Annotated in this window: 11 protein-coding genes; 8 read left to right on the forward strand and 3 right to left on the reverse strand. The window is 73.3% G+C overall.

Translation table 11 applies throughout. The annotated features are described in order from the left end of the window. Window positions 1-20: 20 nt before the first annotated feature. Genes ACFYWG_RS28240 through ACFYWG_RS28270 form a run of 7 tightly spaced genes read left to right on the forward strand, consistent with a single transcriptional unit; the run spans window position 21 to window position 9,247 of the window. Window positions 21-1,691 carry an acyclic terpene utilization AtuA family protein gene (locus ACFYWG_RS28240; protein WP_389204074.1) on the forward strand — a complete coding sequence of 557 codons (1,671 nt, stop codon included), beginning with the start codon at window positions 21-23 and terminating at the stop codon, window positions 1,689-1,691. After that, on the forward strand, window positions 1,688-3,286 hold the full coding sequence (locus ACFYWG_RS28245) for an acyl-CoA carboxylase subunit beta (protein WP_383501970.1): 1,599 nt from the start codon (window positions 1,688-1,690) through the stop codon (window positions 3,284-3,286). The genes ACFYWG_RS28240 and ACFYWG_RS28245 overlap by 4 nt, the downstream gene beginning before the upstream one ends. 10 nt (window positions 3,287-3,296) lie before the next feature. Continuing rightward, entirely contained in the window at window positions 3,297-5,141 is a 1,845-nt protein-coding gene (locus tag ACFYWG_RS28250) for an acetyl/propionyl/methylcrotonyl-CoA carboxylase subunit alpha (RefSeq protein WP_389204075.1), read from the forward strand. A gap of 52 nt (window positions 5,142-5,193) precedes the next feature. Continuing rightward, the gene (locus tag ACFYWG_RS28255) at window positions 5,194-6,321 is read left to right on the forward strand and encodes an acyl-CoA dehydrogenase family protein (RefSeq protein WP_385412526.1); all 1,128 of its coding nucleotides are present in this window, start codon (window positions 5,194-5,196) and stop codon (window positions 6,319-6,321) included. Between the two features lie 30 nt (window positions 6,322-6,351). After that, the gene (locus ACFYWG_RS28260; protein ID WP_385412523.1) at window positions 6,352-7,917 is read left to right on the forward strand and encodes a 4-coumarate--CoA ligase family protein; all 1,566 of its coding nucleotides are present in this window, start codon (window positions 6,352-6,354) and stop codon (window positions 7,915-7,917) included. After that, complete coding sequence (locus ACFYWG_RS28265; RefSeq protein WP_385412521.1) at window positions 7,914-8,648, forward strand: enoyl-CoA hydratase family protein; 735 nt, start codon at window positions 7,914-7,916, stop codon at window positions 8,646-8,648. The genes ACFYWG_RS28260 and ACFYWG_RS28265 overlap by 4 nt, the downstream gene beginning before the upstream one ends. Further along, window positions 8,636-9,247, forward strand: coding sequence for a TetR/AcrR family transcriptional regulator (locus ACFYWG_RS28270; RefSeq protein ID WP_376326931.1), 612 nt, complete (start codon window positions 8,636-8,638; stop codon window positions 9,245-9,247). The genes ACFYWG_RS28265 and ACFYWG_RS28270 overlap by 13 nt, the downstream gene beginning before the upstream one ends. 93 nt (window positions 9,248-9,340) lie before the next feature. Here ACFYWG_RS28270 and pdxH read toward each other — a convergent pair whose 3' ends face one another. Further along, entirely contained in the window at window positions 9,341-10,009 is a 669-nt protein-coding gene (gene pdxH, locus ACFYWG_RS28275; RefSeq protein WP_383501955.1) for a pyridoxamine 5'-phosphate oxidase, read from the reverse strand. Window positions 10,010-10,294: 285 nt separating this feature from the next. On the opposite strand from pdxH, the gene ACFYWG_RS28280 reads away from it, so the two are divergent. Beyond that, entirely contained in the window at window positions 10,295-11,395 is a 1,101-nt protein-coding gene (locus ACFYWG_RS28280) for a citrate synthase 2 (protein ID WP_383501952.1), read from the forward strand. 19 nt (window positions 11,396-11,414) lie between these two features. Here the strand turns inward: ACFYWG_RS28280 and ACFYWG_RS28285 are convergent, their stop codons facing one another. Both ACFYWG_RS28285 and iscB read right to left on the reverse strand, forming a co-directional pair. Then, a complete protein-coding gene (locus ACFYWG_RS28285; RefSeq protein ID WP_389204076.1) occupies window positions 11,415-11,930 on the reverse strand; it encodes an HIT family protein in 516 nt (171 codons plus the stop codon). A 308-nt stretch (window positions 11,931-12,238) separates the two neighbouring features. Next, on the reverse strand, window positions 12,239-13,591 hold the full coding sequence (gene iscB / locus ACFYWG_RS28290) for an RNA-guided endonuclease IscB (RefSeq protein WP_389204186.1): 1,353 nt from the start codon (window positions 13,589-13,591) through the stop codon (window positions 12,239-12,241). Window positions 13,592-13,719: the final 128 nt, after the last annotated feature.

Here is a 13,719-nt window from a genome sequence, read left to right on the forward strand (position 1 = left end):
GCCGGTGAGGGGGCCGCACCGTGACGGTCCTGCGCATCGGCAACGCCTCCGGCTTCTATGGCGACCGCTTCGACGCCATGCGCGAGATGCTCACCGGCGGCGAACTGGACGTCCTCACCGGCGACTACCTCGCCGAGCTGACCATGCTGATCCTCGGCCGCGACCGGCTGAAGGACCCGGCCGCGGGATACGCCCGCACCTTCCTGCGGCAGCTGGAGGAGTGCCTGGGGCTCGCCCACGAGCGGGGCGTGCGGATCGTTGCCAACGCGGGCGGCCTCAACCCGGCCGGACTCGCCGACGCCGTACGGACGCTGGCCGCGCGGCTGGGACTGCCCGTGCGGGTCGCCCATGTCGAGGGCGACGACCTGACCGCGGCCCACCCGAGGAGCCTCGCCGCCCACGCCTACCTCGGCGGCTTCGGCATCGCGGCCTGCCTGCGGGAGGGCGCCGACGTCGTCGTCACCGGGCGGGTCACGGACGCGGCCCTGGTCACCGGGCCCGCCGCCGCCCACTTCGGCTGGCAGCCCGGCCAGTACGACCGGCTGGCCGGGGCCGTGGTCGCCGGGCACGTGCTGGAGTGCGGCACCCAGGCCACCGGCGGCAACTACGCCTTCTTCCGCGACGGCGACGTCCGCCGCCCCGGCTTCCCGCTCGCCGAGCTGCACGAGGACGGCGGCTGCGTCGTCACCAAGCACCCCGGCACCGGCGGCTTCGTCGACGTCGGCACGGTCACGGCCCAGCTGCTGTACGAGACGGCGGGCGCCCGGTACGCGGGGCCCGACGTCACCGCCCGGCTGGACACGGTCCGGCTCAGCCCCGACGGGCCCGACCGGGTGCGGATCGAGGGCGTGCGCGGGGAGGCACCGCCGCCCACCCTCAAGGTCGGGCGCAACCGGCTCGGCGGCTTCCGCAACGAGGTCGTCTTCGTGCTCACCGGGCTGGACGTCGAGGCCAAGGCGGCCCTGGTCCGGGAGCAGCTGGAACCCGCCCTGGGCAAGGTCGCCGAGGCCCGCTGGGAACTCGCGCGCACCGACCATCCCGACGCCGGCACGGAGGAGACCGCCAGCGCCCTGCTGCGGCTCGTCGTCCGGGACCCCGACCAGCAGGCCGTGGGGCGGGCCCTGAGCGGGGCCGCGGTGGAGCTGGCCCTGGCGAGCTACCCCGGCTTCCATGTGCTGGCGCCCCCCTCGAAGGGGTCGCCCTATGGGGTGTTCGAGGATGTGTACGTCCCCCATGGGGCCGTCGACCATGTGGGCGTCCTCCATGACGGGCGCCGGATCAGCGTGCCGCCCCCGCAGGACACCCGGGCCCTCGAACCCGTACCGGAGCCCGCGCTGCCCGAGCCGCTGCCGCCCGGGCCGTGCCGCCGGGCCCCGCTGGGGCTGGTCGCCGGGGCCCGCAGCGGCGACAAAGGGGGCGACGCCAACGTCGGCGTGTGGGTCCGCAGCGACGAGGCGTGGCGCTGGCTCGCCCACGAACTGACCGCCGACCGCTTCCGGGAGCTGATCCCCGAGAGCCGCGCACTGACCGTCCGACGGCACGTGCTGCCGGCCCTGCGCGCCGTGAACTTCGTCGTCGAGGGGATCCTCGGCGCCGGCGTCGCCGCGCAGCACCGCTTCGACCCGCAGGCCAAGGCCCTCGGCGAATGGCTGCGCTCCCGCCACCTGGAGATACCGGAGGCCCTGCTGTGACCGTCCTGACCTCCGCGCTCGACCCCGGCAGCCCCGAGTTCAAAGCCGCCCGCGAGGCGATGCTCGACAAGCTCGCCGCGCTCGACGCCGAACACGCCAAGGCCCTCGCGGGCGGCGGCGAGAAGTACGTCGCACGGCACCGCGGGCGCGGCAAACTCCTCGCCCGCGAACGCGTCGAACTGCTCCTCGACCCCGACACGCCCTTCCTGGAACTGTCCCCGCTGGCCGCCTGGGGCAGCGACCACACCGTCGGCGCGTCCCTCGTCACCGGCATCGGCGTCGTCGAGGGCGTCGAGTGCCTGATCACCGCCAACGACCCGACCGTGCGCGGCGGTGCGAGCAACCCCTGGTCGCTGAAGAAGGCCCTGCGCGCCAACGACATCGCCCTCGCCAACCGGCTGCCCGTGATCAGCCTGGTGGAGTCCGGCGGCGCCGACCTGCCGTCCCAGAAGGAGATCTTCATCCCCGGCGGCGCCATCTTCCGCGACCTGACCCGGCTGTCCGCCGCCGGCATCCCCACCGTCGCGGTCGTCTTCGGCAACTCCACCGCGGGCGGCGCCTACGTCCCCGGCATGTCCGACCACGTCATCATGGTCGAGAAGCGCGCGAAGGTGTTCCTCGGCGGCCCGCCGCTGGTGAAGATGGCGACCGGCGAGGAGAGCGACGACGAGTCCCTCGGCGGCGCCGCCATGCACGCGCGCGTGTCGGGCCTGGCCGACTACTTCGCCGTCGACGAGCCCGACGCCCTGCGGCAGGCCCGGCGCGTGGTCGCCCGCCTCAACCACCGCAAGGCGTACGGGGATCCGGGCCCGGCCGAACCGCCCGCCCACGACGCCGAGGAACTCCTCGGCATCGTCCCCGGCGACCTGAAGACCCCCTTCGACCCGCGCGAGGTCATCGCCCGCATCGTCGACGCCTCCGACTTCGACGAGTTCAAGCCGCTGTACGGCACCAGCCTGACCACCGGCTGGGCCGCCCTGCACGGCTATCCGGTCGGCATCCTCGCCAACGCCCGAGGCGTGCTGTTCAGCGAGGAGTCGCAGAAGGCCGCCCAGTTCATCCAGCTCGCCAACCAGCGCGACATCCCGCTGCTCTTCCTGCACAACACCACCGGCTACATGGTCGGCAAGGAGTACGAGCAGGGCGGCATCATCAAGCACGGCGCCATGATGATCAACGCCGTCAGCAACTCGAAGGTCCCCCACCTGTCGGTCCTGATGGGCGCCTCCTACGGCGCCGGGCACTACGGCATGTGCGGCCGCGCCTACGACCCGCGCTTCCTGTTCGCCTGGCCCAGCGCCAAGTCGGCCGTCATGGGCCCGCAGCAGCTCGCGGGCGTCCTGTCGATCGTCGCCCGCCAGTCGGCCGCCGCCAAGGGCCGGCCCTACGACGAGGAGGCCGACGCGGCGCTGCGCGCCATGGTGGAGCAGCAGATCGAGTCCGAGTCGCTGCCGATGTTCCTGTCGGGGCGGCTCTACGACGACGGCGTCATCGACCCCCGCGACACCCGCACCGTCCTCGGCCTGTGCCTGTCCGCGATCCACACCGCCCCCTACGAGGGCGCGCGCGGCGGCTTCGGCGTCTTCCGGATGTGAGGAACCCCCAGTGATCACTTCTGTGCTCGTCGCCAACCGGGGCGAGATCGCCTGCCGCGTCTTCCGCACCTGCCGCGACCTGGGCATCCGCACCGTCGCCGTGCACTCGGACGCCGACGCGCGGGCCCTGCACACGCGCACGGCCGACACGAGCGTACGGCTGCCGGGGGACACGCCCGCCGACACCTATCTGCGCGGCGAGCTGATCGTGAAGGCCGCCCTCGCGGCCGGCGCCGACGCCGTGCACCCCGGCTACGGCTTCCTCTCCGAGAACGCCGCCTTCGCCCGGGCCGTGCGGGAGGCGGGCCTGGTGTGGATCGGGCCGCCCCCCGAGGCCATCGAGGCCATGGCGTCCAAGACCCGCGCCAAGCAGCTCATGGGCATCGCGCCCCTCACCGAGGTCACCGAGGCCGACCTGCCGGTGCTGGTGAAGGCCGCCGCGGGCGGCGGAGGCCGCGGCATGCGCGTCGTGCGGCACCTCGCGGACCTGGACGCCGAACTCGCCGCCGCCCGCGCCGAAGCGGCCGCCGCCTTCGGCGACGGCGAGGTGTTCGTGGAGCCGTACCTGGAGAACGGCCGCCACGTCGAGGTGCAGATCCTCGCCGACACCCACGGCACCGTCCACGCGCTCGGCACCCGCGACTGCTCCCTGCAGCGCCGCCACCAGAAGGTCGTCGAGGAGGCCCCCGCGCCCGGCCTGACCGGCGAACTGCGCCGGGAACTCGCCGACCTCGCCGTACGGGCCGCCCGTGCCGTCGACTACGTGGGCGCCGGCACCGTCGAGTTCCTCGTCGCCGGCACACGCGCCCACTTCCTGGAGATGAACACCCGCCTCCAGGTCGAACACCCTGTCACCGAGGCGGTGTTCGGCATCGACCTGGTCGCCGAGCAGATCCGCGTCGCCGAGGGCCACCGTCTGGCGGCCGAACCGCCCACCGCCCGCGGCCACGCCGTCGAGGCCCGCCTGTACGCCGAGGACCCCGCCCGCGACTGGTCCCCGCAGACGGGCCGCCTGCACCGCCTCGCCGTCCCGCAGGGCGTCCGCCTGGACACGGGCTACACCGACGGCGACGACATCGGCGTCCACTACGACCCCATGATCGCCAAGGTCGTGGCGCACGCCCCCAGCCGACCCGAGGCCCTGCGCCGGCTCGCCTCCGCTCTGGAACGCGCCGTGATCCACGGCCCCGCCACCAACCGCGACCTCCTGGTCCGCTCCCTGCGCCACCCGGAGTTCACCGCCGCCCGCATGGACACCGGCTTCTACGACCGCCACCTCGCGGCCCTGGCCGAACCGTCCCCGGACCCGCTCGCCCCCCTGGCCGCCGCCCTCGCCGACGCCCACGGCCGCTCCCGCTTCGGCGGCTGGCGCAACGTCCCCTCCCAGCCGCAGACCAAGCGCTACCTGATGGCCGGCGAGGAGCACGAGGCGCACTACCGGCACGGCAGGCACGGCATGGAGGCCGACGGCGTGCGGGTCGTGCACGCCGACGCCCACGTCGTCGTCCTCGACGTGGACGGCGTGCAGCGCACCTACGACGTCGCCCGCCACGGCGACCAGGTCTACGTCAACACCACCACCCTCACCGCCCTGCCCCGCTTCCCCGACCCCACCGCCCGCCACGCCCCCGGCTCCCTCCTGGCGCCCATGCCGGGCACGGTCGTCCGCGTCGCCGACGGCCTCACGGCAGGAACACCGGTGAAGGCCGGCGAGCCCCTGCTCTGGCTGGAGGCGATGAAGATGCAGCACAAGATCACCGCCCCGGTGACAGGGACACTGACCGACCTGTGCGTCGCACCGGGGCAACAGGTCGAGCCGGGCGCGCTGCTGGCCGTGGTGAAGGAAGCCCCTTAGAGCTCGGGGAACTGCGCGACAAGCCCGTCCGGCCCGCACCGAAAGGACCCCCATGGACACCGAAGACCGCAAGGCGCTCCGAGAAGCCGTCGCCGCCCTCGGCAAGCGCCACGGCCCCGGAAGCGACCCCACCCACCTCTGGTCGGAGGCAGGCAAACTCGGCTACCTGGGCGTCAACCTGCCCGAGGCGCACGGCGGTGGCGGCGGCGGCATCTCCGAACTCTCCATCGTCCTCGAAGAACTCGGCGCCGCCGGCTGCCCCCTGCTCATGCTGGTGGTCTCACCGGCCATCTGCGGCACGGTCATCGCCCGCTTCGGCACCGACGCCCAGCGGCAGGAGTGGCTCCCCGGCCTGTCCGACGGCACCCGCCGCATGGCCTTCGGCATCACCGAACCCGACGCCGGTTCCAACAGCCACCGCATCACCACCACCGCCCGCCGCGACCGGGACACCGGCGGCTGGATCCTCACCGGCCGCAAGGTCTACATCTCCGGCGTCGACATCGCCGACGCCACCCTGATCGTCGGCCGCACCGAGGACGCCCGCACCGGACGCCTCAAGCCCTGCCTGTTCATCGTCCCGCGCGACACCCCCGGCTTCACCCGCCGCCCCATCGACATGGAACTCCACGCCGCGGAGAAGCAGTTCGAACTCGTCCTGGACGACGTGCGCCTGCCCGCCGACGCCCTCGTCGGCGACGAGGACGCCGGCCTGCTCCAGCTGTTCGCCGGCCTCAACCCCGAACGCATCATGACCGCCGCCTTCGCCATCGGCATGGGCCGCCACGCCCTCGCCAAGGCCGTCGACTACGCCCGCGACCGCACCGTCTGGAACGCCCCCATCGGCGCCCACCAGGCCATCGCCCACCCCCTCGCCCAGGCGCACATCGACCTCGAACTGGCCCGCCTGATGATGCAGAAGGCCGCCCACCTCTACGACACCGGCGACGACGCCGGCGCCGGAGAAGCCGCCAACATGGCCAAGTACGCCGCCGCGGAAGCCTGCGTCAAAGCCGTCGACCAGGCCGTCCACACCCTCGGCGGCGCCGGCCTCACCCGCGAGTACGGACTGGCGCGGCTGATCACGGCCGCGCGCGTGGCCCGTATCGCCCCGGTCAGCCGGGAGATGATCCTCAACTACGTCTCCCACCAGACCCTCGGCCTGCCCAAGTCGTACTGAGACGGTTCGCGCCGCCAGGAGGAACCCGCCATGTTCCGCAGCGAGTACGCAGACGTCCCACCCGTCGACCTGCCCATCCACGACGCCGTCCTGGCCCGGGCCGCCGAGTTCGGCGCCACCCCCGCCCTCATCGACGGCACCGACGGCACCACCCTCACGTACGAGCAGGTCGACCGCTTCCACCGGCGCGTCGCCGCCGCCCTCGCCGAGGCCGGCGTCCGCAAGGGCGACGTCCTCGCCCTGCACAGCCCCAACACCGTCGCCTTCCCGACCGCCTTCTACGCCGCCACCCGCGCGGGCGCCACCGTCACCACCGCGCACCCGCTCGCCACCGCCGAGGAGTTCGCCACACAGCTCACGGACTGCGCGGCCCGCTGGATCATCACCGTCTCACCACTGCTCGGCACCGCCCGGCGCGCCGCCGAACTCGCGGGCGGCGTACGGGAGATCTTCGTCTGCGACAGCGCCACCGGCCACCGCTCCCTGATCGACATGCTGGCCTCCACGGCCCCCGAGCCCCTGGTCGCCATCGACCCCGCCGAGGACGTCGCCGCCCTGCCCTACTCCTCCGGCACCACCGGCACGCCCAAGGGCGTCATGCTCACCCACCGCCAGATCGCCACCAACCTCGCCCAGCTCCACCCCGCGATCCCCGCCGGCCCCGGCGAACGCGTCCTCGCGGTCCTGCCGTTCTTCCACATCTACGGCCTCACCGCCCTGATGAACGCCCCCCTGCGGCAAGGCGCCACGGTCGTCGTCCTGCCCCGCTTCGACCTCGAGCAGTTCCTCGCGGCCATCCAGAACCACCGCATCACCGCGCTCTACGTCGCCCCGCCCATCGTCCTCGCCCTGGCCAAGCACCCGGCCGTCGCGCAGTACGACCTGTCGTCGCTGCGCTACCTCATCAGCGCCGCCGCGCCCCTGGACGCCCGTCTCGCCGCCGCCTGCTCCGCCCGCCTCGGCCTGCCGCCCGTCGGCCAGGCCTACGGCATGACCGAACTCTCGCCCGGCACGCACGTCGTCCCCCTCGACGCCATGCGCGACGCCCCGCCCGGCACCGTCGGCAAGCTCATCGCCGGCACCGAGATGCGCATCGTCTCCCTCGACGACCCCGCCGAGGACCTCCCCGCCGGCGCGTCCGGCGAGATCCTCATCCGCGGACCGCAGATCATGAAGGGCTACCTCGGCCGCCCCGACGCCACCGCCGCCATGATCGACCCCGACGGCTGGCTGCACACCGGCGACGTCGGCCACGTCGACGAGGAGGGCTGGCTGTTCGTCGTCGACCGCGTCAAGGAACTCATCAAGTACAAGGGCTTCCAGGTGGCCCCCGCCGAACTCGAAGCCCTCCTCCTCACCCACCCCGGCATCGCCGACGCCGCCGTCATCGGCACCTACGACGACGACGGCAACGAGACCCCGCACGCCCACGTCGTCCGCCAGCCGTCCGCCGCCCTCACCGAAGCGGACGTCATGATGTACGTCGCCGAACGCGTCGCCCCCTACAAACGGATACGCCGCGTCACCTTCACCGCCGGCATCCCCCGCGCCGCCTCCGGCAAGATCCTGCGACGCCGCCTCAGGGAGCGCACATGACCCTCGTGACCCGCACCCGCACCCGCGCCGTGGACACCCTGACCCTCGACTCACCGGCCAACCGCAACGCCCTGTCCGCGGCCCTCGTCACCGAACTCGCCGACGCCCTCACCGCCGCCGGAAAGGACAGCGCCGTCCGCGCGGTCGTCCTCACCCACACCGGCAACACCTTCAGCGCCGGCGCCGACCTCAAGGACCCCCCGCGCCCGGAGACCCTCGTCGCCCTCCTGCGCCAGATCGTCGCACTGCCCAAACCCGTCGTCGCCCGCGTCACCGGACACGTCCGCGCGGGCGGCCTCGGCCTCCTGGCCGCCTGCGACATCGCCGTCGCCGCCACCACCGCCACCTTCGCCTTCACCGAGGTCCGCATCGGCGTCGCCCCCGCCGTCATCTCCCTGCCGCTCCTGCCCCGCGCCGACCCGCGCGCCCTGTCCCGCCACTACCTCACCGGCGAACGCTTCGACGCCGCCCAAGCGACCGCGGCCGGCCTGCTCACCACCCACGCCGACGACGTCGACACGGCCCTCACCCCCCTGCTCGACGGCCTGCGCAAGGCCGCCCCCGACGCCCTGGCCGAGACGAAACGGCTGCTCACGGCTAGGGTGCTGGAAGCCTTCGACCGGGACGCGGAACACCTCACCGCGCTCTCGGCCCGGCTGTTCTCCTCCGCACAGGCACGCGAGGGGATGACGGCCTTCCTCGAACGACGGGATCCGGCATGGGTGGTGTGAGCGCGGTCGACCGTGCGGAGAGAGTCCCCAAGCAGGACCGCAGCCGGGCCACCCGGCAGCGGCTCCTGGAGGCCGCCGTGGCCTGCCTCGCCGAACACGGCTGGGCGGGCTCCACCGTCTCCGTGGTCGCCGAACGCGCCGGCGTCTCCCGCGGCGCCGCCCAGCACCACTTCCCGACCCGCGAGGACCTCTTCACCGCAGCCGTCGAGTACGTCGCCGAGGAACGCTCCACCGCCCTGCGCGCCCTCTTCCCCGAGGGCGCCGCCGGCGACCGCCGCGCCGTCGTCGCCGCCCTGGTCGACCTCTACACCGGGCCCCTCTTCCGCGCGGCGCTCCACCTGTGGGTCGCCGCCTCCGACGAGGACCAGCTGCGCCCCCGCGTCACCGAACTCGAATCCCGCGTCGGCCGCGAGACCCACCGCATAGCCGTCGAACTCCTCGCCGCGGACGAGTCCGCCCCCGGCGTCCGCGAAACGGTCCAGGGCTTGCTGGACATGGCCCGGGGCCTGGGCCTCGCCAACCTCCTCACGGACGACACGGCCCGCCGCGAACGGGTGGTCACCCAATGGGCCGCCCTCCTGGACCGCGCCCTGAGCTGAGAGCCCGACCACCGGCCTGAAAGCCTCTACCACCGGCCGCGGACACCCGGGCCTGCCGCCGGGCCCCGCCGCCGGACGCGATGGCCACCGCCCTCAGGGGCTCAGGCGCTCCACCCGCCAGCTGCCGTCCGGCTGCTCCACGTACCGCAGGCGGTCGTGCAGGCGGTTCTCCCGCCCCTGCCAGAACTCCACCGACTGCGGCGCCACCCGGAAACCGCCCCAGTGCGGCGGCACCGGCACCTGCTCGCCCTCCGGATAGCGCGCCGCCAGCTCCGCGTACGCCGCGTCGATGTCCGCCCGGGTCGACACCACCGACGACTGGGCACTCGCCCACGCCCCCAGCTGGGAACCGTGCGGCCGGCTCCGGAAGTACGCCGCCGTCTCGTCCCGCCCGGTCCGCCGCGCCACCCCGGACACGATCACCTGCCGCGCCATCGGATGCCAGGGGAACAGCAGCGAGACGTACGGGTTCCCCGCCAGGTCACGCGCCTTGCGGGAGTCGTAGTTCGTGTAGAAGACGAACCCCTGCTCGTCGAAGTGCTTCAGCAGCACCGTCCGGGAACTGGGCCGCCCCTGCGCATCGGCCGTCGAGACCACCATCGCGTTCGGCTCGAACAGCCCGCCGTCGGTCGCGGCCTGCTGGAACCACCGCGCGAACTGCTCCACGGGGCTCGCGGCCAGCTCGCTCTCGGCAAGCCCGTCGGCCCGGTAGTGCTTGCGCATCGAGGCCAGATCGAAGGGGACGGCATCGCGGTCGGTCACCCGGTCATCTTGCCGTACGGACGGTGTCCTTCGTCACTGCATGGCACTCAGTGCCGCGACCCCTCCCCAATCGTGACACCCGGGGATATCGTTTCCGTGCCGTTGCTGTGGGATGACCGCCGACCGCACGGGGCATCACAGAAAAACCAACCGGCCAGGACCGCGAGTCGCCGCAGACGACCGCGGATCCGTCGGACGGCCAGCCGCTCGCCGGCCGACCGACACGATGCGTTCGGCCCACCCCGCAACGCACCAGCTGTCACTCACACCACGAGGAGCCGCCTGATGTCCGACTTCGTACCCGGACTCGAAGGAGTCGTCGCGTTCGAGACGGAGATCGCCGAGCCGGACAAGGAGGGCGGCGCCCTCCGCTACCGGGGCGTCGACATCGAGGACCTCGTCGGCCACGTCTCCTTCGGCAACGTCTGGGGCCTGCTCGTCGACGGCGCCTTCAACCCCGGCCTGCCGCCCGCCGAACCCTTCCCCATCCCCGTCCACTCCGGCGACATCCGCGTCGACGTCCAGTCCGCGCTGGCCATGCTCGCGCCCGTCTGGGGCCTCAAACCCCTCCTCGACATCGACGCCGAACAGGCCCGCGAGGACCTCGCCCGCGCCGCCGTCATGGCCCTGTCCTACGTCGCCCAGTCCGCCCGCGGCCAGGGCCTGCCCATGGTCCCGCAGAGCGAGATCGACAAGGCCCAGTCCGTCGTCGAACGCTTCATGATCCGCTGGCGCGGCGAGCCCGACCCCAAGCACGTCGCGGCCGTCGACGCCTACTGGACCAGCGCCGCCGAGCACGGCATGAACGCCTCCACCTTCACCGCCCGCGTCATCGCCTCCACCGGCGCCGACGTGGCGGCCGCCCTGTCCGGCGCCGTGGGCGCCATGTCCGGCCCCCTCCACGGCGGCGCCCCCTCCCGCGTCCTCGGCATGATCGAGGAGATCGAACGCACCGGCGACGCCGAGGCCTACGTGAAGAACGCGCTCGACAAGGGCGAACGCCTCATGGGCTTCGGCCACCGCGTCTACCGCGCCGAGGACCCCCGCGCCCGCGTCCTGCGCCGCACCGCCCGCGAACTGGGCGCCCCCCGCTTCGAGGTCGCCGAAGCCCTGGAGAAAGCGGCCCTGGCCGAACTCCACGCCCGCCGCCCCGACCGCGTCCTCGCCACCAACGTCGAGTTCTGGGCCGCCATCGTCCTGGACTTCGCCGAGGTCCCCGCGCACATGTTCACCTCCATGTTCACCTGCGCCCGCACGGCCGGCTGGTCCGCCCACATCCTGGAGCAGAAGCGCACCGGCCGCCTGGTCCGCCCCTCGGCCCGGTACGTCGGCCCCGGCAGCCGCAACCCGCGCGAGATCGAGGGCTACGGCGACATCGCCCACTGACCCCGGCCCCGCTCCCCCCTCACGGCCCCATCCGCTCCCCGGGTGGGGCCGCACCCCTGCCCCGCCCCGACAGCACGTCCAGCTCCTCACCGACAGCGGCCCGCAGCGCCCCGTGCCGCTCCCCGAGCGCGTAACCCTCCTCGCGCCACATCCGCCGCGGATACAGCCACACGGGCCGCCGTACCAGATCCGCCGGCTCCCAGTCGTAGCGCGGCCACACATGCGCGTGCAGGAACGGGTCGGTGTTCCCCAGGATCTCCAGATTGACCCGCCGGAACCCCGGCTCCAGCCGCCGGCAGGCCCGCTCGACGGCCTCCCCGAGCCGGTCCATGCCCTCCAGGAACTCCAGACGCCTGCCGCGCGGCAGCTCCGACAGCCGCTGCACCGCCGGATCGTCGGTCAGCAGCACCGAGTAGCCCGGCAGGAACTGCACGTCCCCGATCACCGCGAACCCGGCCTCCAGCCTGCGCAGCACCGTGGGATTCTCCCCCCGCAGCGCACTGCCGACCCGATCGGAACGCCACGCACCGGTCACGATCACCCCCCCGCGAACCCCGCGAACACCTAGAACTCTGCGCACACCGCCGACTGCGAGAACGCAGACGACCCGCGAGTCTGGTTCCTCCAGTGGAGGAGCCGGCCGGACGTACCGGCGACTCGCGGGTCGGGTGACTGCCTGAGATTGGGCCGGCTGCGCGCTTCGCTCACGCGCTGGTCCGGCACCGCACTGAGTGTGGTGACGAGCCGCTAGCCCGCAGCCACCTCACGCGTCCGGGATTCATACATTCTCCGGATCACCTCCTTTCGGTGTGAGCCACACATTAGGAACCGCTCGGCGACCGATCAACCCATTTTCCGAGAGATTGACCCGACGGCTTCGCACCGCAGTCCCCAGGCGTATCCGTCACCCCGCTGAAGCAGGAGAAGGTGCAGGTGGGAGACGTCGACCGGTCCCGTGGGCGTACTGACCCTGTGCTGTCCCCTGGCCCGGACCGAGACCCGCCCGGTCCAGGTCCCGGCCCGGGCGCCGGCTGGCAGGACGGCCCGCACGAGGTCACCGGTGACGTATCCGAAGTGCTGTTTGGTGCGGGTCCGCAGCAGACGCGGGAAGCCGTACCTGTCCGGTGTCGTCCGGGCGTAGGAGCCGCGGCCGGTCGACGAAGCCGTCAGCACCTGCCGGGGGAACCTCACGACCCGCTCCCCGGAAGCGGGATCCAGAGGCCCCACGCACAGCGCGTCCCACGTGTGCGTCTTGTCCAGCCCCATGGCGACGCGGTTGCGGCTGGTGAGCCTGCCGGTCCACGTCTTCACGGGTCTGCCCAGGGAGGACAGGGCCGCGACGAGCTGTCGCTGCGTGGCGTTCATGACGGCGGCATGCTCGGTCGGTGCACCGGGCCGGAGCGGGAGCAGCGCGAGACGCTCGGGACGGTGCGCCAGGAAGCGCCGCACCGGTGAAGCGCCCTTGGCCTTGTTGCACGGAACGCAGGCGAGGACGAGGTTGGACCGCCGGTGGGAACCCCCTCGGCTGCGGGGCCGGACGTGCTCGACGTTGAGGGGGACCCCTGTCCTGCCGCAGTAGGCGCATGCACCGTCCCACGCTGCCCGCAGCCGGGTCCGCACCGTGGTTCCGGTCGGGGCTCCGTGCTCGGGCTCCGGGCCGATCGGCTCTCCGCCCGCACCGGGCGAACGGGTGTCGAATACGGCGCGCTCCATGTGGATCTCCGTGACGGGCGCCCATGCGCACAGCCGGTGGGCCAGCGAGAAGGTCGTCTCCACCCGGTGGCGCAGGGAGGGCGGCAAGAGGCCCGCCCGCCGAACGCGGTTGTGCGGCCGCGGCGCGCGGTACCGGAGGTTCGCCCTGCGTCTGCGACGCCGGTAGGCCGCGCGTTGCCTCATCGCTGCGCGGATGCGGTCGCCCCGATGCCGCAACTCGACGGCCACCAGTCCCCGCCGGACCGTGACCGTGCCGCCGTGATCTCCCCGCTCGCTCTTCCCGTCGGTGAGCACGAGACCCGTGCCCTTCGAGCCGGGGTCGATGCGCAACTGCACTCCCTCGACCACCGAGCCGGCGTGACGGCGGTCCGTCAGCCGGATCACAAAGGGGACATGACGCACCACGACGGCCCGTCCCCTGCGCAGCAGTTCCCGCGCGCGGGCGGGATGGCAGGGCATGAGCGGCAGGCCCTCCCGGGACAGGACGAGGACCCTGCCCGCACCGGCGCCGCCCGAGTACGGCCGCGTGCCGAGGTCCGAAGGGGGAGCGTCACCGCTCCCGGTCTCTGCCGTACGCGCCGTGGGAACGGCGCTTCCGGCGTGACGCCGAC

The sequence above is a fragment of the Streptomyces sp. NPDC003456 genome (genome assembly GCF_042878735.1).
Classification (GTDB): domain Bacteria; phylum Actinomycetota; class Actinomycetes; order Streptomycetales; family Streptomycetaceae; genus Streptomyces.

Bases quoted from the DNA above. Each gene is read 5' to 3' on its own strand.
- ACFYWG_RS28255 (WP_385412526.1), top strand. From the start codon at position 5,194: ATGGACACCGAAGACCGCAAGGCGCTCCGAGAAGCCGTCGCCGCCCTC.
- ACFYWG_RS28260 (WP_385412523.1), top strand. From the start codon at position 6,352: ATGTTCCGCAGCGAGTACGCAGACGTCCCACCCGTCGACCTGCCCATC.
- ACFYWG_RS28265 (WP_385412521.1), top strand. From the start codon at position 7,914: ATGACCCTCGTGACCCGCACCCGCACCCGCGCCGTGGACACCCTGACC.
- ACFYWG_RS28270 (WP_376326931.1), top strand. From the start codon at position 8,636: ATGGGTGGTGTGAGCGCGGTCGACCGTGCGGAGAGAGTCCCCAAGCAG.
- ACFYWG_RS28280 (WP_383501952.1), top strand. From the start codon at position 10,295: ATGTCCGACTTCGTACCCGGACTCGAAGGAGTCGTCGCGTTCGAGACG.